The organism is Lysinibacillus sp. NPDC096212 (assembly GCF_044763105.1).
In the GTDB taxonomy this organism is placed as follows: Bacteria; Bacillota; Bacilli; order Bacillales_A; family Planococcaceae; genus Lysinibacillus.
In genome coordinates, this window is the sequence record NZ_JBIWFQ010000013.1 from 112,918 (window position 1) to 137,313 (window position 24,396).

Annotated in this window: 21 protein-coding genes, 16 tRNA genes and 3 riboswitches; of the genes, 8 read left to right on the forward strand and 29 right to left on the reverse strand. The window is 38.0% G+C overall.

Features of this window, described 5'->3' with window-relative positions:
* Window positions 1-260: 260 nt before the first annotated feature.
* The 4 genes from ACIQ7T_RS14385 to ACIQ7T_RS14400 all read left to right on the forward strand — a co-directional run bounded on the left by ACIQ7T_RS14385 (window position 261) and on the right by ACIQ7T_RS14400 (window position 4,178).
* On the forward strand, window positions 261-446 hold the full coding sequence (locus tag ACIQ7T_RS14385) for a hypothetical protein (protein WP_249075639.1): 186 nt from the start codon (window positions 261-263) through the stop codon (window positions 444-446).
* Window positions 436-1,854, forward strand: coding sequence for an amidase (locus ACIQ7T_RS14390; protein ID WP_370080761.1), 1,419 nt, complete (start codon window positions 436-438; stop codon window positions 1,852-1,854). The genes ACIQ7T_RS14385 and ACIQ7T_RS14390 overlap by 11 nt, the downstream gene beginning before the upstream one ends.
* A gap of 179 nt (window positions 1,855-2,033) precedes the next feature.
* Window positions 2,034-3,194: a PucR family transcriptional regulator gene (locus tag ACIQ7T_RS14395; RefSeq protein WP_402871141.1), complete on the forward strand. Its 1,161-nt coding sequence runs from the start codon at window positions 2,034-2,036 to the stop codon at window positions 3,192-3,194.
* 102 nt (window positions 3,195-3,296) lie between these two features.
* Window positions 3,297-4,178 carry a DMT family transporter gene (locus tag ACIQ7T_RS14400; RefSeq protein ID WP_402871144.1) on the forward strand — a complete coding sequence of 294 codons (882 nt, stop codon included), beginning with the start codon at window positions 3,297-3,299 and terminating at the stop codon, window positions 4,176-4,178.
* 42 nt (window positions 4,179-4,220) lie between these two features.
* Here the strand turns inward: ACIQ7T_RS14400 and ACIQ7T_RS14405 are convergent, their stop codons facing one another.
* The 3 genes from ACIQ7T_RS14405 to ACIQ7T_RS14415 all read right to left on the reverse strand — a co-directional run bounded on the left by ACIQ7T_RS14405 (window position 4,221) and on the right by ACIQ7T_RS14415 (window position 6,178).
* Window positions 4,221-4,790, reverse strand: a complete 570-nt coding sequence (locus ACIQ7T_RS14405; protein WP_402871146.1) for a YitT family protein — start codon at window positions 4,788-4,790, stop codon at window positions 4,221-4,223.
* Window positions 4,791-5,193: 403 nt separating this feature from the next.
* Window positions 5,194-5,715, reverse strand: coding sequence for a DUF2179 domain-containing protein (locus tag ACIQ7T_RS14410; protein WP_370080754.1), 522 nt, complete (start codon window positions 5,713-5,715; stop codon window positions 5,194-5,196).
* A gap of 304 nt (window positions 5,716-6,019) precedes the next feature.
* Complete coding sequence (locus tag ACIQ7T_RS14415; protein WP_370080752.1) at window positions 6,020-6,178, reverse strand: hypothetical protein; 159 nt, start codon at window positions 6,176-6,178, stop codon at window positions 6,020-6,022.
* 218 nt (window positions 6,179-6,396) lie between these two features.
* On the opposite strand from ACIQ7T_RS14415, the gene ACIQ7T_RS14420 reads away from it, so the two are divergent.
* Window positions 6,397-6,792 carry a hypothetical protein gene (locus tag ACIQ7T_RS14420; RefSeq protein WP_402871150.1) on the forward strand — a complete coding sequence of 132 codons (396 nt, stop codon included), beginning with the start codon at window positions 6,397-6,399 and terminating at the stop codon, window positions 6,790-6,792.
* Here ACIQ7T_RS14420 and ACIQ7T_RS14425 read toward each other — a convergent pair.
* From ACIQ7T_RS14425 to ACIQ7T_RS14440, 4 genes are all read right to left on the reverse strand, one after another.
* On the reverse strand, window positions 6,776-7,021 hold the full coding sequence (locus ACIQ7T_RS14425; protein WP_402871153.1) for a hypothetical protein: 246 nt from the start codon (window positions 7,019-7,021) through the stop codon (window positions 6,776-6,778). The two genes, ACIQ7T_RS14420 and ACIQ7T_RS14425, sit on opposite strands and share 17 nt — an antisense overlap.
* A 358-nt stretch (window positions 7,022-7,379) precedes the next feature.
* Complete coding sequence (locus ACIQ7T_RS14430; RefSeq protein WP_370080748.1) at window positions 7,380-8,678, reverse strand: nucleobase:cation symporter-2 family protein; 1,299 nt, start codon at window positions 8,676-8,678, stop codon at window positions 7,380-7,382.
* A complete protein-coding gene (locus ACIQ7T_RS14435; protein ID WP_370080746.1) occupies window positions 8,678-9,262 on the reverse strand; it encodes a xanthine phosphoribosyltransferase in 585 nt (194 codons plus the stop codon). Before ACIQ7T_RS14435 ends, ACIQ7T_RS14430 begins: the two co-directional genes overlap by 1 nt.
* Window positions 9,263-9,451: 189 nt before the next feature.
* A riboswitch (purine riboswitch) is annotated at window positions 9,452-9,553 on the reverse strand.
* Window positions 9,554-9,750: 197 nt separating this feature from the next.
* Window positions 9,751-11,574: an APC family permease gene (locus ACIQ7T_RS14440; protein WP_370080744.1), complete on the reverse strand. Its 1,824-nt coding sequence runs from the start codon at window positions 11,572-11,574 to the stop codon at window positions 9,751-9,753.
* A 176-nt stretch (window positions 11,575-11,750) separates the two neighbouring features.
* Window positions 11,751-11,902, reverse strand: a riboswitch (cyclic di-AMP (ydaO/yuaA leader).
* 616 nt (window positions 11,903-12,518) lie between these two features.
* Between ACIQ7T_RS14440 and ACIQ7T_RS14445 the strand changes: the two genes are divergently transcribed.
* The gene (locus ACIQ7T_RS14445) at window positions 12,519-13,784 is read left to right on the forward strand and encodes an Nramp family divalent metal transporter (RefSeq protein WP_370080743.1); all 1,266 of its coding nucleotides are present in this window, start codon (window positions 12,519-12,521) and stop codon (window positions 13,782-13,784) included.
* A gap of 126 nt (window positions 13,785-13,910) precedes the next feature.
* On the opposite strand, the gene ACIQ7T_RS14450 is transcribed toward ACIQ7T_RS14445, so the two are convergent.
* The 4 genes from ACIQ7T_RS14450 to ACIQ7T_RS14465 form a co-directional block, all read right to left on the reverse strand.
* Window positions 13,911-14,600: an ABC transporter permease gene (locus ACIQ7T_RS14450; RefSeq protein WP_370080741.1), complete on the reverse strand. Its 690-nt coding sequence runs from the start codon at window positions 14,598-14,600 to the stop codon at window positions 13,911-13,913.
* The gene (locus tag ACIQ7T_RS14455; protein WP_402871158.1) at window positions 14,593-15,516 is read right to left on the reverse strand and encodes an ABC transporter ATP-binding protein; all 924 of its coding nucleotides are present in this window, start codon (window positions 15,514-15,516) and stop codon (window positions 14,593-14,595) included. The genes ACIQ7T_RS14450 and ACIQ7T_RS14455 overlap by 8 nt, the downstream gene beginning before the upstream one ends.
* 136 nt (window positions 15,517-15,652) lie before the next feature.
* Window positions 15,653-16,588: a sensor histidine kinase gene (locus tag ACIQ7T_RS14460; protein WP_402871161.1), complete on the reverse strand. Its 936-nt coding sequence runs from the start codon at window positions 16,586-16,588 to the stop codon at window positions 15,653-15,655.
* Window positions 16,589-16,592: 4 nt separating this feature from the next.
* Complete coding sequence (locus ACIQ7T_RS14465) at window positions 16,593-17,285, reverse strand: response regulator transcription factor (protein ID WP_402871164.1); 693 nt, start codon at window positions 17,283-17,285, stop codon at window positions 16,593-16,595.
* A 255-nt stretch (window positions 17,286-17,540) separates the two neighbouring features.
* Here ACIQ7T_RS14465 and ACIQ7T_RS14470 point away from each other — a divergent pair, with 255 nt between their 5' ends.
* Entirely contained in the window at window positions 17,541-17,762 is a 222-nt protein-coding gene (locus ACIQ7T_RS14470; RefSeq protein WP_370080733.1) for a hypothetical protein, read from the forward strand.
* A gap of 553 nt (window positions 17,763-18,315) precedes the next feature.
* Here the strand turns inward: ACIQ7T_RS14470 and ACIQ7T_RS14475 are convergent.
* The gene (locus tag ACIQ7T_RS14475; RefSeq protein WP_370080731.1) at window positions 18,316-19,779 is read right to left on the reverse strand and encodes an amino acid permease; all 1,464 of its coding nucleotides are present in this window, start codon (window positions 19,777-19,779) and stop codon (window positions 18,316-18,318) included.
* An 87-nt stretch (window positions 19,780-19,866) separates the two neighbouring features.
* Window positions 19,867-20,043: riboswitch (Lysine riboswitch) on the reverse strand.
* Window positions 20,044-20,218: 175 nt separating this feature from the next.
* On the opposite strand from ACIQ7T_RS14475, the gene ACIQ7T_RS14480 reads away from it, so the two are divergent.
* Window positions 20,219-21,427, forward strand: a complete 1,209-nt coding sequence (locus tag ACIQ7T_RS14480) for a CynX/NimT family MFS transporter (RefSeq protein WP_370080885.1) — start codon at window positions 20,219-20,221, stop codon at window positions 21,425-21,427.
* A 92-nt stretch (window positions 21,428-21,519) separates the two neighbouring features.
* On the opposite strand, the gene ACIQ7T_RS14485 is transcribed toward ACIQ7T_RS14480, so the two are convergent.
* The 17 genes from ACIQ7T_RS14485 to ACIQ7T_RS14565 all read right to left on the reverse strand — a co-directional run bounded on the left by ACIQ7T_RS14485 (window position 21,520) and on the right by ACIQ7T_RS14565 (window position 24,384).
* The gene (locus ACIQ7T_RS14485) at window positions 21,520-22,566 is read right to left on the reverse strand and encodes a nitric oxide synthase oxygenase (protein ID WP_370080729.1); all 1,047 of its coding nucleotides are present in this window, start codon (window positions 22,564-22,566) and stop codon (window positions 21,520-21,522) included.
* Between the two features lie 412 nt (window positions 22,567-22,978).
* A tRNA-Glu gene (locus tag ACIQ7T_RS14490) sits at window positions 22,979-23,050 on the reverse strand.
* Between the two features lies 1 nt (window position 23,051).
* Window positions 23,052-23,128: transfer RNA gene (locus ACIQ7T_RS14495), tRNA-Asn, on the reverse strand.
* Between the two features lie 4 nt (window positions 23,129-23,132).
* A tRNA-Ile gene (locus ACIQ7T_RS14500) sits at window positions 23,133-23,209 on the reverse strand.
* Window positions 23,210-23,216: 7 nt separating this feature from the next.
* Window positions 23,217-23,290: transfer RNA gene (locus ACIQ7T_RS14505), tRNA-Gly, on the reverse strand.
* A 3-nt stretch (window positions 23,291-23,293) separates the two neighbouring features.
* A tRNA-Phe gene (locus ACIQ7T_RS14510) sits at window positions 23,294-23,369 on the reverse strand.
* 9 nt (window positions 23,370-23,378) lie between these two features.
* Window positions 23,379-23,471: transfer RNA gene (locus tag ACIQ7T_RS14515), tRNA-Ser, on the reverse strand.
* 12 nt (window positions 23,472-23,483) lie between these two features.
* Window positions 23,484-23,559 (reverse strand) — tRNA-Ala (locus tag ACIQ7T_RS14520).
* 13 nt (window positions 23,560-23,572) lie between these two features.
* A tRNA-Pro gene (locus ACIQ7T_RS14525) sits at window positions 23,573-23,649 on the reverse strand.
* A gap of 17 nt (window positions 23,650-23,666) precedes the next feature.
* Window positions 23,667-23,743: transfer RNA gene (locus ACIQ7T_RS14530), tRNA-Arg, on the reverse strand.
* 15 nt (window positions 23,744-23,758) lie between these two features.
* A tRNA-Lys gene (locus ACIQ7T_RS14535) sits at window positions 23,759-23,831 on the reverse strand.
* 15 nt (window positions 23,832-23,846) lie between these two features.
* A tRNA-Gln gene (locus tag ACIQ7T_RS14540) sits at window positions 23,847-23,921 on the reverse strand.
* An 8-nt stretch (window positions 23,922-23,929) separates the two neighbouring features.
* A tRNA-His gene (locus ACIQ7T_RS14545) sits at window positions 23,930-24,005 on the reverse strand.
* A 47-nt stretch (window positions 24,006-24,052) separates the two neighbouring features.
* A tRNA-Trp gene (locus ACIQ7T_RS14550) sits at window positions 24,053-24,126 on the reverse strand.
* A gap of 5 nt (window positions 24,127-24,131) precedes the next feature.
* Window positions 24,132-24,215, reverse strand: a tRNA-Tyr gene (locus tag ACIQ7T_RS14555).
* A gap of 6 nt (window positions 24,216-24,221) precedes the next feature.
* Window positions 24,222-24,297 (reverse strand) — tRNA-Thr (locus tag ACIQ7T_RS14560).
* An 11-nt stretch (window positions 24,298-24,308) separates the two neighbouring features.
* Window positions 24,309-24,384 (reverse strand) — tRNA-Asp (locus tag ACIQ7T_RS14565).
* Window positions 24,385-24,396 lie beyond the last annotated feature (12 nt).

The following is a 24,396-nucleotide window of genomic DNA, read 5'->3' on the forward strand; positions in this document are numbered from 1 at the left end:
AATAGTATTTTATTACCTTTTATAGAAATTTATTATTTTTATAGTAAAATAATAACCCATCTCCTTAAACTAAGGATGCTAATTGTAAAAACACTCATAGCGTCACAGATAACCCGATGCGCAAATCTCATCTCCAACGAAGTGCCTAGTCGGAACAAAAAATACCTCATGTTATGGCGATGATTTTTTATAATTGAAGATCTGTTCTTTATAGGGAAGCCTATTTAGATAAAAACTATTTTCAAGGGAGGATCCTGTTAATGAGTTTGTCAATTCAACAATTATTGGAGAATAAAGGAATTACACCAAAATCTGAACACCTTGAACTTCTAAAAGCACGGTGGGAAGGTATGCAATCCCTTCGTGGTAATTTAGAAGGCATCGCTATTGATGATGCTGATATCGCTATCCGTAGCATCCCTGGAGGTGACCACATTGACAACTGATTTACACTTAAAATCTGTTGAAGAATTAGCACCATTACTTGAAACTAAAAAACTCTCTCCTGTCGAGTTGACGAAAGCAATTTTAGATTTTGCTGAAGAAAGTCAGCCTAAAATTAATTCATACATGGCTTTTTATCGTGAAGAAGCCCTAGCACAAGCACAAGTGGTAGAAAAAGAAATTTTGAATGGACAGTATCGAGGAATATATCACGGGATTCCTATGGCATTAAAAGATAATTTGTACTTTAAAGATAAGATAACAACGATGTCATCAAAGATTCATAAGGACTTCGTTTCAAATTATGATGCGACGGTTGTAGAAAAGCTTCGTAATGCCGGTGTTATTTTCACAGGTAAATTAAGCATGCATGAGTACGCATGGGGCATCACGAATAATAACCCTCATTACGGACCCGTTCGAAATCCATGGGATTTAGATAAAATCCCTGGTGGTTCTAGTGGAGGCTCTGGCGCAGCAGTTGCAGCAGGGGCAAGCGTCGCATCATTAGGTACAGATACTGCTGGCTCTATTCGAATCCCTTCATCAGCCTGTGGGATTGTCGGCTTAAAGCCTACTCATGGGCGCGTAAGTAAATATGGCTGCTACCCTCTTGCTTGGAGCTTAGACCATATTGGTCCAATGACAAAGACAGTAAAAGACGCAGCCGGCTTACTTGAGATTATTTCTGGATTTGACCATAGAGACCCTACCTGTACAGACGTTCCAACAGAGAATTATGTACAGCAAATTTCGGGTAATGTGAAGGATTTAGTCATCGGCATCAACGAAGAGTATTTCTTTAACAGAGTAGATTCCGATGTGGAGAAGGCTGTTCGGGCAAGTATTCAAAGCTTAGTGGATCAAGGAGCAAAAGTTGAAATCGTTCGAATTCCATCCTTGCAATATGCAGAGTGGGCAGAGCTCGTTACTTCCCTTTCGGAGGCAGCTGCAATCCATCATTCCGATTTACAGAAAAGACCACAGGATTTCGGAGATGATATTCGTCTGTTATTTGAACTAGGTGAAATACCATCTGCCGTTGATTACCTACAGGCTCAACAGGTGCGACGACAAATCAAGCAAGAATTTACACAGATTTTTAATCAGGTTGATGTGCTTATTACGCCTACATTACCTGTAGTGGCAAGTACTATTGGTGATGACTTTGCATATTTAAATGGTGAAAAAGTTGATTTAATTGATAATATCATTCGTTTTACAGGCCCAAGTAACCTAACAGGGTTACCTGCCCTTTCCGTTCCTTGTGGCTTTAAAGGTAATTTACCAGTTGGCCTCCAAATTATTGGTCCAGCCTTTAAGGAAGGTCGTATTCTTAACGTTGGTTACGCCATTGAACAAACGAATCCAATGAAAAATAGAAAACCTAATATTTTCGCTAATATCTAAACTTAATAATGTGGAAGAATCTGCTTGCTTTACGGACTTAGTCTGTAGAACATCAGCAGATTCTTTTTAATTGGTTGGTTTATCAGCGATTCGAATTGCCTTATCAGCTTTTTCACTGGGCTTATCAGTTATAATAAGTAATAGAAGCTCAATCACAAGAAAGGTTGTTTGATAGCCTAATGAACGTAGAGAACTTTTTACAACTGCCAATTACAAAAGATTTTACAGTCGTTGCTGGTCGCAATGGTTTACATAAGCCCGTTCAAAATGTGGAAATTCTAGACTTTGAATTTTCACCCGATATTCAGACTGTGAGAGAAACGATTTTCACACCGAATAGTGTTGTTTTAAGCAGCTTATTATTCGCAAAGCAAAAACCAGAATATTTATGGAATGCCGTGAAAAGCCTTATTGAGCTAGGAGCAAGTGCTCTAGCTTATAAACCTGTTATCTATGAGGATTTGCCTGAGGAAGTGATCGTCTATGCAGATGAACAAAATTTCCCGATATTGCGATTTGGCGGAGATGAATTTTTTGAAAAGATTATTTTAGAAACGATGGCCTATGCAAAAACGCAGGATTATTCATTCTTTTTAGATACGATTATGCGACGTATCATGGAGGAAGAAGTAACTGATGAACAAATAAAGTTTATTTTACAACAAATCAATAAGCCCTTTGAAAAATATGTATTTGTTGCTAATATTCAAATGCAAGATCATGCAAATAGTCAATGGATGCAATCCCTTTTCCAATTAGAGCCTCTATTGAAATCTGGTATGATTTGTAGCTATAAAAAGAGCCTCTTTATTGTAATGACCCATCCATCACAGCAATTTCAATTCGAAAAACTTCTAAATGAATGGTTGACGATGTATGCAATCTCAACAGAATCAATGACCTTTGGCTATAGTCGTTGTCATGTAACACAAACCGAACTCCCTATTGCTGTTCGTGAAGCCTTTTACGCACGCATCATGGCTGAAATTGAAACGGCTCCTATATGCCATTATGAGAACCTTGCTTCCGATTCGTTATTAATTGAATTGCATCGTAAGGACGCTACATTCGCTATGGACTATGTAAATAGCTATCTCGGTCCCTTATTTGAGGAAAAGATTGATCCGGACTTAATGAAAACAGCCATCACCTATGTCGTAAAACGAGGAAATATTAAAGAAGTAGCCGTTGCTCATTTCTGCCATCCAAACACAATCCGTTATCGTATGTCAAAAATACGTCAGCTAGTAGCACCTTTAGAAAATGATTATGTTTTTTATGAGCATATAGCTGCAGCCGTTAAATTGTACTTATTACATAGCAAAACGAATGTTGAATGACAGCTTTGGAATAAGTACAAAAAAACGCCTGAATTTTTAGAATTAAAATCAAACTATTTTCTCCCATCTCATGCTATTCTATTGAAGTTAGGAGGAGGAATGATGAAACAATACATAGCTGATGGTATGCTATTAGTCACTGCAATCGTTTGGGGTAGCGGTTTTGTCATAACGGCTATTGCATTAGAATATTTAACAGCCTATCAAGTAATGGCAGGTAGGTTCTTATTAGCTTCAATTATACTGACAGTCTTATTTGGATATAAATTAAAAAAAGCTTCAAAATCAGTTATCTGGAAAGGTATTTTGTTAGGGACCATTTTGTATATCGCCTTTGCCCTTCAAACAGTAGGACTACAATATACAACACCATCTAAAAATGCATTTTTAACCGCTGTAAATGTCATTATTGTTCCACTAATTGCCTTTGCGGTTTACAAGCGTCGTATAGATGGCTATGAGATGATTGGTTCGATTATAGCTATTGTTGGTATTGGTTTTCTATCTTTGCAGGGCTCGCTAACAATGAACATCGGAGATGCGCTTTCCTTAGCATGCGCTGTCGCCTTCGCTTTTGATATTTTTTGTACGAACCTTTTTGTCCAAAAGGAAGATGCCATTGCTCTGACGATTATTCAATTTATCACAGCATCTTTTTTAGGTGTCTTGGTCTTAGTCAGTCAAGGCGATATCCCGTCCACTCTTGAAAAAGAAGCAATCTATTCAATCGTTTATTTAGCCATTTTTTCAACTACCCTTGCCTACCTTTTTCAAAATATTGCGAATCAATATACGTCTGCTACAAAGGCTGCGATTATCCTGTCTACAGAATCCTTCTTCGGCATGGTATTATCCGTTATATTCTTACATGAGGTATTAACAAGTCGTATGGTTGTAGGGGCAATACTGATTTTACTCGCCATATTAATTGCAGAAGTGAAGCCTGCACATCCTAAAAAGCGAATGATGAAGAGCTCTCGATAACGATTTTCGAAATAGTTTCAGTCCTACTGAAGCTATTTTTTATTAAACACGGCTAGTCATGATACTTGTAGTAATCCCTGCTACCAAAATTGTAATAATAGAAAGCAATAATGTACTAGAAGATAATAGCAGCCCCCCTATGACAATGACGATTGAATCTATCATAAAAATAAGTATCCCGACATTAATTCCGGTTTTATCACTTAAAAATTGGGCAATCAAATCTGTACCGCCAGTGCTTGTCTGAAATCTAAGCATCAAACCAACACCAAAACCCATAAGTGCCCCTCCAAATATGGCGCTATAGATGGCATCTACATGAATAAGATTCCGGACGGGCTTTAGTAAATCGATACTAAGAGAATATGCGAATAATCCATGGATACTATTGTAAAAATACGCTCTGTATTTATACCAAGAAATAACGAAAATTGGAATACTAATAATGATGATCATTAAACCTATTTTAAGCTTATATATATAGTGTAAAATAAGCGCTATTCCTACAACGCCCCCATCTAAAATTTGATAGGGTGTTAAGAATAAGTTTATCCCTAATGCTACCGCGGTACTTCCTATAAGAATGACCAAGCCTTTCGTAAAAAAATACATACAACACCCCTCCGAGACTTGCATGTTTTTATAGTATGAAAAAATCGATTTGAACATGTTATTGTTCACGTCTGTCGGTATAATAGTAGTAATATTTTTTATCGAGCTTGGTCGCTAAATTTCTCTATAAATTGTGTGAATACAAAAAATGGATCATCACCAAAACGTGTGGTTGATTTCCGTTCCGACTGGGCGCTTTCCTGGGGGCGTCCGTTGAGCCGCTTCACTCGCGATGCTCGCTCCAGGGTCTCATCTGTGACGCTAATCCCCAAGGAGTCGCCCAGCCTCCACTCCAATCAACTTATTTACATAATAGACGTTTTAACAAAGTCATCCACAACTTTTGGTGAGAACCCCAAAATGCCCTTCTGTATATAAACGGAAGGGCAATATTAGGGGAAAACTATTTGTTTTTGGCCTTCATTCGATCCAGCAAAAATCCACCTTTAAATGATTTAGGCTCGTACGAAATAATAAAAGCATTCGGTTCATAATGCTCAACAATTTGGAACAATTCCGGCTCACGGTTTCTCTTTGTTAATATTTCATATTTATAGCGGTTACTATCTCGCCCCTCACCAATGTAAATCGTGACCGCAAACCCTTCATTCCGAAGAAATTTCACAAGTTCCTCATTCTTATTTTGCGTATTAATGGTCGTATAAACATAGCCAATCGCTAATTTACGTTCAATTTTGGCCCCTAAAAATATACCTAACCCAAAGCCAACTGCATAAAAAACCATAGCTAACATACTTTGCTTCCCACTAAAAACGAGTGAAAGGCCAAATACATACACTAACATCTCCAGCATACCGAATATGGCGGCAAGGAAAGTAACATTCTTCACTAAAAGTATTGTACGTAACGTTAAAAAAGGCACATAAATTAATTGAAGTATTAAAATCAGAAATATACTTTGCATTTGTAAGAGACCTTTCAAAAGTAGTTTTATATATTTTAAATGTATGTTGAGACATCGACTTGCATTCTATTAAGATGTATTTATTTTCTAGATTCCCTAACAATTTAAATTTAAACATCTACTTTTCATAAAAAAATGTCACCTACTATAGAAGTAGATGACATTGTGTATATTATAGAAATCCTTTAAGTCTCAGTCTTCCCGATGCTTTGGCCAAATACTAATTGGGTGGGGTACTTTGCAGTGGTGGGTATTTAAAGGACACCTCCAAAAAGAAGTGCCCCATAACTACTTTTTTAAATGACTAGCAATCCGAATTCATCGGTACTTTATTTTTTATTAGTTCGTCTATGTAATACTCTTTTAACCAAACTTCTAATTTCATTCTTTCTTCTTGACACATATGTGAATTCATAGTTACTTGTAGTTCTTCAATAACTTCTTTAGCAGTTTTTAAACTCATTTATAACCAACCTTTCCATAAGATTCATGATATTCCATACCAATTTGGATTACAATACCTAATTTTCCCCTTTTATAAATATATGGACATCAAAAACAAAAATAGTGTAAAATTACACACAAAGTGCAAGATGGTATTATTTGTAGGTTTAATATCTACTTGATTTCGTAGTTTTGACAGACTTTACTAACGATGGGAGATTAAAGGAAGTGATTATATTGAGAAATACGATGGTGTTCATTCTACTGATAGTTAGCTTAAGCGTAAATTTATATATATTTGGGAAGTGGTTTCTGATTGACCAATGGTATGAAGCTACTTCAGAAGAAAAGATTATTTTAAGTGAAATGGTTCAAAAAACAGTGGATAGTGAAGATTATAAAAAGTTAGCCGAACAAGAAAAGGTCATTGCTATTGATACAAGTATTAATAAAAATAAAGGCGGTGCCTTCCCCTACTATTTTCAGGTCAGTGTTCGTACAGATGAACAGACCTACTTGTTTTCTTGTAATAATAAGCAATGTATGAAGATGGAAAACTACGGATGGACTTATTCTATATATAAAGACGAAAATCCACGACTTCCATTTAAAGAAGCTAATATTCCCCAGTAATAAAGATAAAAAAGAATAAACCTACCCAAAGCAACCCAAATAAAAATAGCAATATTCTTTTTAACTTTATTGATGAAAAATTAAATACTAAAATAAGTACTGTGGTAATTAAATCTGTTACACCGAATAAAAATATCTCTTCAATATCTTTATTCTTGGAGAAAATCGCTATATACATAAGTACCAATCCACTCAATATCATCAATGATATTATTATTTTTGCTGTCAATTTTTCAGTCAACTCCTTGTTAATTACATACTCAATACTAGCAAAAAGCATATAACCAACTCACTGGTAAAAAATACTTCTCTTCTCCAGCTCGCAACATTAGTTTTTTAATTGTATTGATCCTCCCGCATATAGTAAATATAAGCCCTTACTATTTCTCCCGATAAGTCGATAAACTTTTATAATCACTAACCTCTAACCAATATTCCCCATGCATTTTCCGCCTTTTTAGCTGAATAAAAATGAAATAACCTTGTTGTAAAGTTAAAATGCAGTCCCCCCTCATTAGGTAGCCCTCTTTCCGCATAAAAAAATGTCACCTACTATGGAAGTAGATGACATTTTGTATAGATTTCCTTTAAGCTTCTCCATGCATAGGGTCTTCCTTACGTTGCGGCCCAATCATGTTGAATAAAATATTAAGGATAATCGCAGTGACAGAACCACAGACGATACCGTTAGATGTTAGAAGAGATACACTCTCTGGCAGTGCATCAAAAATTCCAGGTACAACTGATACACCGACACCAAGGCTGACTGCAATTGCTGCAATCATGGCGTTTTCCGCTGACTCATTCATAACAGGTACTAGCATGCCCATACCTTGCGTAATAACCATACCGAACATCGCTAACATTGCAGCACCAAGTACTGGTGTTGGAATAATCGTTGTTAATGCCGCGATTTTTGGTAAGAAGCCAAGTGCTACTAGTAAACCACCTGTGATGTAAATGACTTTACGGTTTTTTACGCCTGACATACGTGTAAGTCCCACGTTTTGTGAGAATGTTGTATATGGGAAAGCGTTGAAAATACCGCCGATAACAGAGGCTAGACCTTCTGAACGGTACCCACGTGATAAATCTTTTGAATCTAATTTTTTATTACAAATATCACTTAGTGCAAAATAAACCCCTGATGATTCTACTAAAGAAACCATTGCTACAAGCGTCATTGTAATGATTGCAGATAAATTAAATGTTGGGACCCCAAAATAGAATGGCTGAACCATGTGTAATACGGCAGCATCTGATACTGGGCTAAAATCAACCTTCCCCATAAATACTCCTAGGATTGACCCTGCGACTAATCCGATTAAAATGGAAATAGCACGAATGAAACCTGTAGAAAAACGATAAACGACTAAAATAATAACCAATGTAATAAACGCTAAAGTTACATTAGAACCAGATGCAAAATCTGCCGCATCTTGTCCACCTGCCATATTGTTTAAAGCTACTGGTAGTAAAGAGATACCGATAATCGACACAACCGAGCCTGTAACAACTGGTGGGAAGAATTTTACTAACTTACCGAAAAAACCTGCAATAATCATAACGATTATACCTGATGCAATAATAGATCCATAAATATCAGTAATTCCTTGTTCAGGATTTGTACCGATTGCAATAATTGGACTAACTGCTGTAAATGTACAGCCTAGTACTACTGGCAAACCAATACCGATCATTTTACCTGAATACACTTGTAAAAGCGTTGCGATCCCACACATCATAATGTCAATCGCTACTAAATACGTCATTTGTGTTGAATCAAAGCCGATTGCCCCACCGATAATCAGTGGTACTAAAATGGCTCCTGCATACATCGCAAGTAAATGTTGAATAGCTAGCGTCGTCGATTTAACGGTATTCATTACGCATTAGCCTCCGTAGCAAATGTTACTTTGCCATCCTCAAGAGAATCTACAATTGCTAATGATTCTACGCGAACCCCTTGCTGGCGTAATAATTTCCCACCGTCTTGGAAGCCTTTTTCAATAACAATGCCTACACCTACAACATTTGCACCAGCTTGTGCTGCGATATCAAGCAAACCTTTGACAGCTTCCCCATTAGCTAAGAAATCGTCAACAATTAGAATGTTATCATCTTCATTTAAGAAACTACGTGAAACTGAAATATCGTTCGTTTCATTTTTTGTGAAAGAATGTACTTTTGAATTATAAAGATTATCTGATAGTGTTAATGATTTACGTTTACGTGCAAACACTACAGGAGCACCGATTTCAAGCCCTAGCATCACAGATGGTGCGATACCTGAAGATTCGATCGTTAATATTTTTGTAATGACTTGATCTGAGAATCGAGTCGCAAACTCATGACCAATTTCTTTCATAAGCATTGGGTCAATTTGATGATTTAAAAATGAATCTACTTTTAATACAGATGAAGATAAAACTTTACCCTCTTGTGTAATTTTGTCGTGTAATAACTTCATTTCCTTGATAGCCTTCTTTCTTATAGTAATAACTCTTAATGAGCAACTTACATTCCGTTACAGGCAAGCGCCAGAAGCAATGCAAGTAATAAAAAAACGCTGAATACTTTGATTCCAATCATCTACGAGTGGAGCAAAGCATTCAGCGTAAAAACGTCGAAATGAATAGAAAACATCTTTTATGAAGTCTTCTAAAGCATTGCTACCCATAGTCGATTTATTTACGGTAAATCGGTAGAAACTTGCGAGCCATATTCTCGCTATTATATGAGTGAAATAGTATTAAGCTGTAAGAACTTCCTTTTATTAATACACCTTGGCGTTATTTCCAAAAATGGCACTTTATTCGGTATGTACTTGTTTCTCACACTGAATAAAGTCTGTTTTTTTCGGAATTTACTATTATTTTACTAACTTTCAATTGCAAACGTTCGTGTTTTACAATCAACGTAATGATTATATCAGACTATTTTCGAGCTTGCTAGTCATTATTTTGATAAATGGAAGGGCACTGTCATAATGACGATATTTCTGTGAAATAACAGCGAAGCGCGAATTAATAGACTCGATTGATTGTGTAACATATGGTGCCATCCTTTTTTCGGTAAAAACTGTGGGATGATAACTGTTACTTGATAGCCCAATTTCGTACATTGATGTTCAACTTTATCAATAAACTTCATCAACGGTTGTGTAATACTTCGATATGGTGAATAGTATGTTACAAGCCGTATATCCGGCTGCCAAGCTTTCCATTTCTCCTCAAACGCTTTTGCGTCCGCTTGATCGAAGGCCACATAAAAGGCAATAATTTTATCAACGTTTAATGTCTGCGCGTAATGCAAAGTGTTTTCGACTACTTTCGTAATACCAGCAACAGGGACAATGAAAACATTACCCTCCACATTCGGTAATTCCACATTATCTAATCTTAGCTGTTCACCAACTGTTTTATAATGCTGTTTAATACGATGGAACGTCCAAATAATAATTGGTAAAAAGATAAACACTGGCCATACTTGAGGCAATTTTGTCACGAAAAACATCATGGCTACAACAAAGGAAATGACCGCTCCAACCGTATTGATCGTAAATTTAGCAAACCAACTTTTTGGCTTTTCTCGCCACCATTTTCGCATCATTCCAGCCTGCGCTAAAGTAAACGGAATAAACACCCCTACCGCATAAAGTGGAATCAAATGCTCAGTTGTTCCATCAAATAAAAAGATTAAAACAATGGCAGCTAAACCAAGCATCATAATGCCATTTGAATACCCAAGTCGATCCCCACGAATTTGGAATATTCTTGGGATAAAACCGTCTTTCGATAAATTGACAGCCAGTAAAGGAAAGGCCGAATAACCTGTATTCGCAGCAAGTACTAATATCATCGCTGTTGTTCCTTGTACTATATAGTAAAAAATATTACGACCTACACTTACCTCCGCAATTTGTGAGACAACCGTTTCTTTCGCATTTGGAGCAACTCCATAAAAATATGCTAGACTCACAATACCGATAAATAGCACTGCTAAAATACCGCCCATAGCCAATAATGTTTTAGACGCATTTTTTGGTGCTGGATCTCTAAAATTAGGAATAGCATTTGAAATTGCTTCCACACCAGTCAAAGCTGAGCTTCCTGATGCAAATGCTTTTAATAATATAAATAAACTAATACCTGCAACAGGTGTACCTACCTTTGGATGTAACGCTGCAGGAACTTGCCCTGTTACTACGTTATAAACCCCTACCCCGATTAACATCAGCATCACAATTACAAACAAATAAACTGGATACGCTAAAATGGATGCGGATTCTGTGACACCACGTAGGTTTAAAATCGTTAAACATATAACAAAAAACACAGCGATTACCACGTTATAAGGATGCAGACTTGGAAATGCCGAAGTAATGGCATCTGTTCCAGCCGATACACTTACCGCAACTGTTAAAATATAATCGACAAGCAATGATCCACCTGCGACTAGACCAGCATTGACACCTAAATTTTCTCGGGAAACTACATATGCTCCGCCACCATGTGGATACGCATAAATAACTTGGCGATACGAGAAAATAAGTGCTGTCAGTAACACAACTACCCCAGCAGCAATCGGTAGAGAATACCAAAAGGCAACCGTACTTACCGTCATGAGTACAATTAAAATTTGCTCAGGTCCATACGCTACTGATGACAACGCATCAGATGATAGTATGGCAAGTGCTTTTGTTTTACTAAGCTTTTGTTCCCCTAACGCATCCGATCTTAATGGTTTACCGATAATAAAACGTTTTAATGAGGATCTCATATTCAACACCTTCTAGTTTCATAGAATGTGTTTCGCATTTCTAAATCGATTACACTTTAGCATAATCGTTTTTTGTTCCATTCACCGGGGCCTTGTTTTATAAAATGAAGATACAAAAATCTACAAGTCATCACTAAATAAGACTTGTAGACGTTCATTCGTCTGCCAAGCTCCACTTTTCTGCTCTTAACGCTTACGAGGTTAGCTGTCGGATTCGGGCCTGAGTAGCCCTACCCCTCAATAAATGAAGAGATTCACCCCAAGGAATACCTATGTAATCCGTAAAAATTGGGTCCCCCGCGTCTAATTGCTTCAGCGATTTAGAAATTTGAAACTTTTATAATGATGTCATATTACGCCTGTATTTAAAAAAAGTAAAGATGAAAAGAACGGTTACAAAAAAAAATTTTCACTTGATATTTCGAATATTTTTATTACGTCCCACTACCATAACGTGTGGTTGATTTCCGTTCCAACTGGGCGCTTTCTTAGGAAGCCGCTTCGCTTGCGTTTAAGGTCACCTCTCACCGAGTCGCCCAGCCTCACTCTAATCATTCCTCAACTTTGGCGAGAATTCTTTATTATTTGAAGAATAACGCTTTAATATTGGTAGAAAATATGTGAATAACCGAAATTAGAAATCATTTAAGAAGGCCACCTTATAAGTATATTCCCTCTTTTAAAATGGCTAAGTACATTAATCCTTGGATCATTTTAAAATGAATCGAATATTTTGCTATGATGCTTCAATACATTATGATACACAAACCAAATCAAAGTCTTTTAATGGCAATTGATTTACGAAATCAAAAACATTTCGTATTAAGAAAAAAATTGAGCAAACTCCTTCACATTTTCTTCTTCTAGCTATAAAATAAGAATATATCATTTTCCCCTAGGAAACTTTATTTCACTTGCGATACTCTTTGAAATGAGGGAACAACATGGTTTACAAACGAGTGAATAAATCGTCCGCGGAGGCGGTTTTAGATGGAGATATAAAAGGTTGGCGACGAATCTTACCGTTTCTTGGCCCAGCCTTCATCGCAGCAGTTGCCTATATTGATCCAGGCAACTTCGCAACAAATATTACAGCAGGTTCACAATATGGATATTTACTGCTGTGGGTAATCGCCTTTTCCAATTTAATGGCAGTGTTAATCCAATCCTTATCGGCAAAGCTTGGTATTGCGACAGGCAAAAATTTACCCGAAATAGCACGTGAAAATTTTTCTAAAAAAACTTCTATATTTTTATGGATACAGGCTGAATTGGTCATTATTGCAACAGACCTGGCAGAATTTATTGGTGCTGCACTAGGGCTGTACTTGTTATTCAACATTCCAATGTTGCCTGCAGCGCTTATTACAGCAGTCGGCTCATTTGCTATTTTAGAATTACAGCGCAGAGGCTTTAGAGCATTTGAAGCGGGCATTTCTGGTATGGTGGTTATTGTCGTATTAGCATTTGCATTCCAGACGTTTTTAGCACAGCCAAATTGGGGCGAGGTAACAATAGGCATGTTAACACCACGCTTTGATGGTGTAGATTCTATTCTACTGGCAACAGGTATTTTAGGAGCAACTGTTATGCCACACGCTATTTACTTACATTCTTCACTAACTCAAAGTCGTATCGTTGGCCGAAATGATGCTGAAAAAAAACGTATATTCCGTTTTGAATTTATTGATATTATCATCGCGATGATTGTCGCTGGTGCTATCAATATGAGTATGCTTGTTATTGCTGCAGCAGTATTCCATACTCAGGGCGTAGTAGTTGAAGACTTAGATATCGCTTATAACGGATTAAAAGAAGCGCTTGGTCCGATGGCGGCAGTGTCCTTTGGTCTTGGACTTCTTATTGCAGGTCTTGCTAGCTCTTCAGTTGGTACACTCGCAGGTGACATTGTGATGCAGGGCTTTATTAAAAAGAAAATTCCGCTCTATTTACGCCGTGCTATTACAATGATACCTCCTCTGGTGATCATTGCATCCGGCGTTAATGCGACATATGCGCTTGTCCTAAGTCAGGTTATTTTATCCTTTGGTATTGCATTTGCTCTTGTACCGCTTGTTATGTTTACAAGTAAACGTGACATCATGGGAAGCCTCGTCAATCATCGTATTACAACTGTATTAGGATGGATTGTCGTAGTGATTGTAGTTGCTCTAAATCTTTATTTATTATGGCAAACGGTATTTGGTTAATAAAATGCCAGACACAAAGACCATTATTTGGCTTTGTATCTGGCATTTTTACATGTAAGGGGTTTTTCATAACGTGGTTTAACAAATATCATCCCCTACTTTTTATGATTGGCTATTTATTTACCCTTAAATATCTATCTTCTCAATGTTTCGGAATGATAAATAGGCCACGCTTATACCGATAATAGCTAAAGTGATGGGTATGAAAATAATATCATACAAGGTGAAGTTACCTGAATTCGATGATACGGCCGATACAATTATTATAGATGATATAATAGTTGCCGGAATGGAGTATTTTCTCATGCCAAAATACAATGGTATTAATGCAATGCATGATGCTGAAACTGCATTTATGATCACGGCAGGAATTCGTTGTATTATGAAAGAGAACGATAATGTTTCTGGAAGTAGCTGAAAACTCTCGCTAACAGCACAAAAAATCGCTGTTACAAAAATAGTCGATAAAATAATTGCACTAAAGGTAAAAAGAACAACAATGGCTAGCTTTGAAGCAATTAATTTTTTTCTACTTATTGGATACATAAATGCTACTGTGATGGTCTTATATTTGAATTCTCCAATAATGAATTTGGCGATTAACACGCTAGCAAAAATAATAAATACTGCCCTTACGCCTGAATCTATAAGGCCAAATGCCGTCTGATAAGTTCTAAAATCTTGATCCCCTTCTATTTTAGTAATAAATATAAGCATAAATATAACACCTAGTATTATGAAATTTGCAAAAACAGCTTTTTTTATATATGAACCAATATGATACTTTTTCATTTCTAGACGCATTAAATTAAGCACTAGCCACACCTCCATTGATTAACTTCAAGAAATAATCCTCTAATGAGCTTGTTTTTTTGCTGATGCCCTCAATTTCAATATCATGCTCAATCAATGTTTTAGATAGCACCTTTTGTGAAGCTGTCGAATCATAAATTCGAATACAATTGTCATCCATTAGTTTGAAATTAGTAATATTTAATTTACTTTCTATAATAAAGGCAGCTTTTTTCCCATCATTGACAATCACTTCAATATAATCTGTTTGACTACGATTGACAGCGTCCATTGATACTTCCTTAATTAATCTTCCATCTTTAATAACCCCAACTGTATCTGCCAATTGTTCAATTTCACCCAAAATATGACTAGAGATAATAATCGTAATTCCATACTCTTTACAAAGCATCCTAAATAGTTCTCGAAGCTCTTTAATGCCAACTGGATCTAGTCCATTAATCGGCTCGTCTAAAATAAGTAATTCCGGCTTAGTAATAATTGCACGCGCAATACCCAACCGTTGTTTCATCCCAAGAGAAAAGTCTTTTACACGTTTCTTCTCCGTGTTTGTTAGTTTCACTAGATCTAGGACATGGGAAATTTCTTTCTTGTCATAATAGCCCATATATTCACAATGTAGCTCTAACGTCTCCTGTGCAGTTAAATCTTCATAAAAAATTGGGTATTCAATAATCGTTCCCATCCTTTTCAGCACGTCGAATGAGCGGTCCATTAATTTTTCACCAAAGATTTCAATATCTCCACTCGTTGGCTTTGTAAGGTTTGTTAGCATTTTCATGACTGTCGTTTTTCCGGCACCATTAGGACCTAAAAAACCGTATATCTCTCCCTTTTTCACATGCATAGTCACAGCAGAAACGACTTCTTTCCCCTCAAACACCTTCGTAAGCTGATTTGTTTTCACAATATATGTCATGTAGATCTCTCCTTTAAATTTGCTATCCTTATTATAAAAAATGAAACTCTCTAATTTATTACTTGATTCTTACAAATTTCTTAAGCGCAGAAGAAAAGCTTGTAAAGCACTTAAAAAGCTCTACAAGCATGGCTGCTCAGTATGTCATTCGTTTTAAAGAAACTGTAAAAATGGTCTTCTCATATGGGATACTAGAAAGCTGGATGGAACCCTCCATTAATTCTACAAGGCGTTTTGTAATAGTTAAGCCAAGGCCACTCCCTTGGAAGGATTTATTTCTGGAATCCTCAAGTGTATACATTCTTTCAAAAACATTATCAATATGATATTCGCCGATCCCCTTACCACGATCCCATACATCAATAAAAATATTCGTATCATCATTTCTTACTGTGAGCCCAATGATGTTTCCTGCCGCTCCATAGGCAACTGCATTGGACAGTAAATTATTCAAAACCCTATCTAACGCTTCTTCATTGCCACGTGCATATGCGGATATCTCTGGTATTGCTATATCGATCTCTAGGCCCATAGATGTGATCATATCGTAAAATGATAAAATATTTTTCCGGCAAATTTCACTTACATTAATTTTCGTCATTGGATAGTCTGTATCTCCTGCCTCCAATTTTGCCAGGTCAAAAAATGTATGGATTATTTTCAATACTTCCAATGTTTTCGAATGGACGCCAGTGAGCAATCGTCTCTGCTCCTCTTCACTAAGTGAGTGATGAAGCTTCAGCATTTCCGTATAACCTAGTACAACTGTTAAAGGCGTTTTAAGATCATGAGAAATATTGGCCAACATCTTTTTCATAGAGCTTTCCATTTTTCGATGTGTCGCCAGTACTTTTTGGTTGTGGTCTAGCAACGCATTCATCGCAATTAGTAGCTGCTGTAATTCTTGATTAGCCGTCGACACTAAAATCTTTTCGCTCGATTGTTCGTTAATGATTGCTTGCAGTTTTTGATGCATGTATTGAATCATAGCGTTTTGTTGTTTTTTTGCTCTCACCTGAAAAATAATAATACCTAAAAGTAACACAATCATTAGTAATAGTAATATAATCATCAGTTTATCCTTCTAATTTATAGCCGATTCCCCAAAGTGTTTTAATATATAGAGGATTGGATGGATCGTCTTCAATTTTTTCGCGTAATCTTCTTATATGTACATTAATAATATTTTCATCCCCATAGTAAGCATCATTCCAAATCAATTGATAAATTTGCTGCTTTGTAAAAACTCGATTACGATTTGTCACGAATAATTTTAAGATGCCAAATTCCTTTGATGTGAGCTTTATTTGCTGTCCATTCTTCTCAACTGAAAAATTAACAAGGTCGATCGATAATTTGTCTATCTCTACAATATTTTTCTTCTCCTCTACTTGACTGGAGTATTTTGTAGCTCTACGAATTACGGCTTTAACACGTGCCGAAAATTCCAGCATCGAAAATGGCTTGGCAATATAATCATCTGCCCCTAACCCTAATCCTAATGCTTTATCAACATCACTATCCTTGGCTGACATAATGATAATTGGAAGTGATGCTTGCTCTCGTATAATCTTTAAAACTTCTAATCCATTAAGTTTCGGTATCATAATATCCAAGATCACTAAATCAAAGGGGTTGTTTAAACAGTTTTGTAATGCTTCTTCTCCATTTACTGCAGAGGTAACAAGAAACCCCTCCATCGTTAAATAGTTTTCTACCATTTCACGAATGGCTTCGTCATCTTCTACTAGTAAAATATGCTTTTGCACTTTCATGCACCTCTTTCTAATATAAAGCAGTATATATATGACTTATCATTACTATGATCATCACCACAAAGAGGGGTTGATTTCCGTTCCAACTGGGCGCTTTGTTGCTGTCGCTTCGCTTTCGCACAGATAAAACATTTGTTGCTGTCGCTTCGCTTTCGCACAGATAAAACATTTGCCGCTGACGCTTCGCTTTCGCGCAGAGCAGAGCTTCCTGGGGGCGTCCGATGAGCCGCTTGGGGCAACAGATGATTTTTGCGCGAAAGCGTAGTGCTAACGAAGCGTCAGCAGCAGGATGTTGGTCACGAAGGCGTTATCACAGGACGTGATGTTCTTAGCCTTCGTTCCTCTATTGCTAATCCCCAAGGAGTCGCCCAGCCTCCACTCCAATCAACTTATATGCATGGTATACGTTTCAACAAATGTCCTACCCAAAATTTGATGATGTGTTATTTATCTATCATTTTACCATATTAAGGTTGCGCACCAAAAGTGGGGACGATTCGAGAAACTAAAGTCCCCTTTTTATTCTCTCCAGTAATTTTATCTGAAGCCTAAAATGCAGATTTGTAACATACTGTATTGATTGGTATATTGTTAGCAATAATCAAAATAATTTAGAAAGGGCTGGAAAAATGACTTTTAGAAGGAATTACGGTTTTTTTCTATTATATTTTGTATTATTGGGTTGTTATTGTTTTATGCTAGTTCATTAAGTGAAAACAGCATTTTTGGTATTTACTTTTATTTAGGTGCTCTACTGTGGATAATGAGTGTTTATTTTGGGATATCCGGAATTCGATCAAAACAAACAGGTATTTCTAAATATTTAGGATTACTCATCATTTTGCTTATTCTTGTCATCTACGGATCGATGATTGCAATTATGGTGATACGAGGTTTTGAACCTTAAAGATTAATCGTTCACTTGAAGTATTTTGATTGTACGTCTAGAATTACAAATTTATTATTAAACTAAAAAAACTGCCCTGCAAGTCAATTTCTATGACTTACAGGACAGTTTTATTTTTTATTGTTCGACTTTTAAATCACATTGCTCTAATGGAAGCATTTTAGTTTTATGCTTGATTTTATAGCCAAGCCATAAGAATAAGAACAGTGGAATACCGATATAGGAGACAAGGACTCCATACCAGTCTATTGTATTACCCATAAAGGCATTGTAGTTTTGTCCAATAACAACAATCATACAAACCGTAAAGGCAAATAGCGGGCCGAATGGGAATAGCCTTGCTTTATACGGTAACAGTTTCGGATCTAAGCCCTGTACCTCGAATGCTCGACGGAAACGGTAATGGCTAAATGCAATTCCTAGCCAAGCAATGAAGCCAGACATCCCAGAGGCATTTAGAAGCCACATATAGACTACACCATCACCAAAGAATGAAGCTAAAAATGCTAGGGAGCCTACAGCTAAAGTCGCCAGTAATGCGTAAATCGGAATACCTCGACGGCTTAGTTTAGCGAAAAATTTCGGTGCATGTCCATCTACTGCCAATTGCCAAAGCATACGAGAAGATGCGTACAGCCCTGAATTCCCTGCTGACAGCATTGCCGTTAAAATGATAGCATTCATCAATGAAGCAGCAAAGGCAATTCCTAAACGGTCGAACACCAGTGTAAATGGTGAAACAGCGATATCTTCAGATAGCAAACGTGAGTCTGTAAATGGAATCAGCAGCCCAATTGCACCGATCGCTAAAATATAGAATAAAAGAATTCTCCAGAAAACAGACTTAACAGCTTTCGGAATATTTTTACCAGGATCATCTGTTTCACCTGCTGTTATTCCAAGTAGCTCTGTCCCTTGGAACGAGAATCCAGCAGCTAAGAAAATACCAAATGTAGCAAGAAATCCACCGTGGAATGGTCCATCACTGATAAAGAAATTCGTAAAGCCTACCGGAGCGTTTCCTCCTAAAATACCAAAAATCATTAGGAAACTGATAATAATAAAAATGATGACAGTTACAACCTTTATCATGGCAAACCAATATTCACTTTCACCATAGCTTTTTACAGATAATAGATTAAACGTTAAAACGACAGCAATAAATAAAACAGTCCAAAGTGCTGATGAGCTATCTGGGAACCAATATTTCATAATTAATGAGACAGCAGAAATTTCTGCCGCAATTGTAATTGCCCAGTTGTACCAGTAGTTCCAGCCAAGCGCAAAGCCTAGAGCTGGGTCTACAAATTTTGTAGCATACGTACTAAATGAGCCCGATGATGGCATATAAGCTGCCATTTCCCCTAAGCTCGTCATTAAAAAATACACCATGATACCGATTAATGCATAGGCGAGTAGTGCACCGCCAGGGCCTGCTTGCGCAATGGCACCTCCACTAGCTAAAAACAATCCAGTACCGATTGTACCGCCTAATGAAATCATTGTAATATGACGGCTTTTTAATTCTTTTTTCAGCTTCGGTGCTTTATGACCGAGCTGATTGACTTTTATTTCACTCACGATATAGCTTCCTTCCTTTTTTAAGAGGCGAAAAAAATGCCATCACATGAACGTTGCTGTGATGGCTAAGTAAATCCTCTGTTCCTTCAAAATGATAGCTCAACACGTTGTTCAAACGTGACAGTTCTGTTCCTTTCGGAGACAGCCCCAGCATGAGGTTTTCAAGTCCCCTCACACTTCGGCAGTATTTCCTTTCAGCTAATTTCTCTAATGCTTGTCATTTCCATTAACATACTCTTAAATACCGCGACCTCTACCTCACTACAAACATGAGGCATTAAATATTAAATTTATGATGGGTATTAGTTTAACATACGACCTATGGCATTTCAATAACTCGATTAATATTCTATATTTTGTGAATTTTCCACTATTTTTATTATTGTGATAAAGTGGTATAGTGATTCAATCAAGTTTGTTCTAACAAGGGGGGATTTATCTGACTACTCATGAACATACCGATACTTATCCTAGCAGGAAAATTAACTGGAAAGGTACAACCTTATTGCTCGTTATCGGAATAATTTGTATTGCCTCGACATTACGGATGCCGCTAACAGTTGTTGGACCTATCATTTCCTTTATCCGTGAAGACCTCGGCATATCCAATATACTAGCAGGCTTTCTAACAACGATCCCATTGCTAGCATTTGCAATCATTTCACCATTCGCTCCAATTGTCGCACGTAAATTTGGACTAGAATTAACATTATTTTTATCAACTATTCTTTTAGGGGGAGGGATTGTACTACGCTCCCTTGGCACAACTAGTTTACTCGTATTTGGTACGATGCTAATTGGTATAGCCATTTCATTTGGTAATGTACTAATTCCAGGATTACTTAAATTGAAATTTCCCTTTCACGTAGGTTTACTTATGGCATTTTTCACAATGTCGATGAATTTGACGGCTGGACTCGGTGCTGGCATTAGCTATCCTGTTGCCAATTCATCACTTGGTTGGCAAGGTGCACTGGCCATTTCACTTGTTCTTGTGGTGTTAACTATTGTAATTTGGATTCCACAGTTGAAATTTAATAAGCCTGAACCGACTAATAAGACTACGAAAGAACGTACACCATTATGGAAATCACCTGTTACTTGGGCAGTAGCAGGGGCTATGGGATTTCAGTCATTATTATTCTACACAACCGCCGCTTGGATTCCTGAAATATATATATCACAAGGATTAGCTGCAGATCGCGCAGGCTGGATGTTTTCCATCATGCAATTTTCACAAGTTCCAATGGCTTTAGCTGTTCCTATTATCGCTAGTAAAATGACATCTCAACGTCCTCTCGTATTAATGTTTACAGTATTTTACTTAGTTGGCTTTATCGGAGTAGTCATGGAATGGACGACCCTCGCTGTACTGTGGATGGTGCTACTAGGCTTAGCCGGAGGCGCTTCATTCGCATTAGCGATGATGTTCTTTACACTACGTACCCGTACAGCTTTTGAGGCAGCTGATTTATCAGGATTTGCGCAATCACTAGGATATTTATTAGCCGCAATCGGTCCAATCTTATTTGGTTATTTACATGATTTATTCGGTGGTTGGAATATCACCGGCTGGTTATTTGTTGTCGTAACATTTATTCTCTTTATATGTTCATTTAGGGCTTCTAAAAATGAATATGTGAATTAAAAAGGGCGGCTCATGATTAAATTATGCCTCGGCATAATTGATCATGGGTCGCTTTGTATTTGCACAATCTTAAAGTGTGCTGCCTTTCTCTACTAATAAGGTGGTTTCTGATAAAAGTAATTTGGTGTATTGTAAACATTAACATAAGGTTTATGGAAAATATGAGTCGTAGCTGGTGAGAGAGGTGGAATCAACCACGTCCAATTGCCAGTAACCTTTCGATCCGCTGCTGCTTCTGTTTCCTCAAACAATTTAAATTGCTGTGCAGCTGTATGATGATCTACTATGCTGACACCGTCTTCTTTAAAGGAATGCAGAACGGCAATATTCAGCTCAACTAATGCGCGATCACGCCATAGAGAAGCCTGTTTAGTTGTATCAAGATTGAAAATTTCTGCTATAGCGGGCAACATATTGTAACGCTCATGATCTGCTAAATTACGTGCTCCAATTTCTGTACCCATATACCAACCATTGAATGGGGCCGCCTCAAAATCAATACCTGCCATTTGAAAGCGCATGCTTGAAATAATCGGCACTGCATACCATTTTAATCCTAGCTTCTCTACTTGAGCAGATTCCGGATGACGAATAGGTACCTCTAGTACATATTCGTCAGGGATAGTAACCACTTGTGGTTCCCTTCCATCCACCTGTACAACGAGTGGAAGCACGTCAAATGCTGTTCTCTTACCTTGCCAGCCGAGTGACTCACATACTTTTGTAAACTCAACAGAATGCAGATCACCAACGATTCCAGATTCCGTTTCATAGCCAGCATAACGGATTAGCTGATGATTCCATATACGTACACGCCCCGGTGCAAAAATCGTTATTGTTGGACGAATCTTTCCATCATTTGTTGCATATTGAATATGTTCAAGCAATGCGTTGAAAATATCCTCTTCTTTTGAAATATCACGGGCATCAACAACATTCAGCGATTGCCAAAACAATCGACCAATACACTTATTACTATTGCGCCATGCTACTCGCGCACCAAAGATTAATTCTTCCGTTGTCGGTATATATTCGCCTGCTATTTTAATTTGCTGTAATTTATTGTCTAGCCATGTTTTTGATTCATTTTGTTCTACTTGATAAAGTTCTAAAAACCGCTGTACTTCATGTAAATTCATATTGAATTCCTCCATCTCCCCTCATATTAGAGGAATGGAACTATAATCACCACGATAAAATCTGCCAGAAAACATACATATTTTATATATGAAATACTTTGTTCAATATTTTATAGCATCTCTCTTTTATTTTTCTAAAACTAAAGTTATTTATGGATTATGATGCCCATTTTGAGTAGACATTATTAAAATTAGGGGAAATTACAGAGGGAATAACTGTTGAGCATGGATTTGCCGCTTTTTTACGCTGATCCCCTTTCGTACGAAGTCACGGTTGACCAGACCTGATTTCATTGTACGGCTGGGTTTTTTTCTTGTCCATAGCTAGAAGCTCTTTAGAACCCCTCGCATAGCAAGGGGTTTTCAAAAGATACAAAAAAAAGCATGTCGCACTAATGTGCAACATGCTTGATGACCCGTACGGGATTCGAACCCGTGTTACCGCCGTGAAAGGGCGGTGTCTTAACCACTTGACCAACGGGCCGTGGCTCCGAAGGCAGGACTCGAACCTGCGACAACCTGATTAACAGTCAGGTGCTACTACCAACTGAGCTACTTCGGAATAATGGTGGGCCTAAATGGACTCGAACCATCGACCTCACGCTTATCAGGCGTGCGCTCTAACCAGCTGAGCTATAGGCCCATTATTTTGGAGCGGGTGATGAGAATCGAACTCACGACATCAGCTTGGAAGGCTGAGGTTTTACCATTAAACTACACCCGCAGATGGTGGGTCAGGACGGAATCGAACCGCCGACACTTAGAGCTTCAATCTAATGCTCTACCAACTGAGCTACTGACCCGAAAAAATATGGAGGAGGTAGAGGGATTCGAACCCCCGCGCGGTGTTACCCGCCTGTCGGTTTTCAAGACCGATCCCTTCAGCCAGACTTGGGTATACCTCCGAAATATATAAATGGTGGAGCCTAGCGGGATCGAACCGCTGACCTCCTGCGTGCAAGGCAGGCGCTCTCCCAGCTGAGCTAAGGCCCCATGTTAGGAAAGATGGTCGGAATGACAGGATTCGAACCTACGACCCCTTGGTCCCAAACCAAGTGCTCTACCAAGCTGAGCTACATTCCGATACTATTAGGCTTTTTTGGCGCGCCCGACAGGAGTCGAACCCATAACCTTCTGATCCGTAGTCAGACGCTCTATCCAATTGAGCTACGGGCGCATTTATAAAAACTGATGAGCCATGAAGGACTCGAACCTTCGACCCTCTGATTAAAAGTCAGATGCTCTACCAACTGAGCTAATGGCTCATATTAAAAAATGAATGGCTGGGGTACTAGGATTCGAACCTAGGCATGACGGAATCAAAATCCGTTGCCTTACCGCTTGGCTATACCCCAATTATAAATGGGGCGACTGATGGGAATCGAACCCACGAATGCCGGAACCACAATCCGGTGCGTTAACCACTTCGCCACAATCGCCACTATATGTAATCACAGTAGTTTTTGATAACGAGTACCTTGAAACCTGGCAGGGGCAGTAGGAATCGAACCCACACCAAAGGTTTTGGAGACCTCTATTCTACCGTTGAACTATGCCCCTAAAAATGGTGGAGGGGGACGGATTCGAACCGCCGAACCCTAAGGAGCGGATTTACAGTCCGCCGCGTTTAGCCTCTTCGCTACCCCTCCAAGGGATGGTGCCGGCGATAGGAGTCGAACCCACGACCTACTGATTACAAGTCAGTTGCTCTACCAACTGAGCTACACCGGCAAAAAAAAAAATGGCGGTCCCGACCGGGATCGAACCGGCGATCTCCTGCGTGACAGGCAGGCATGTTAACCGCTACACCACGGGACCATTTTGGTTGCG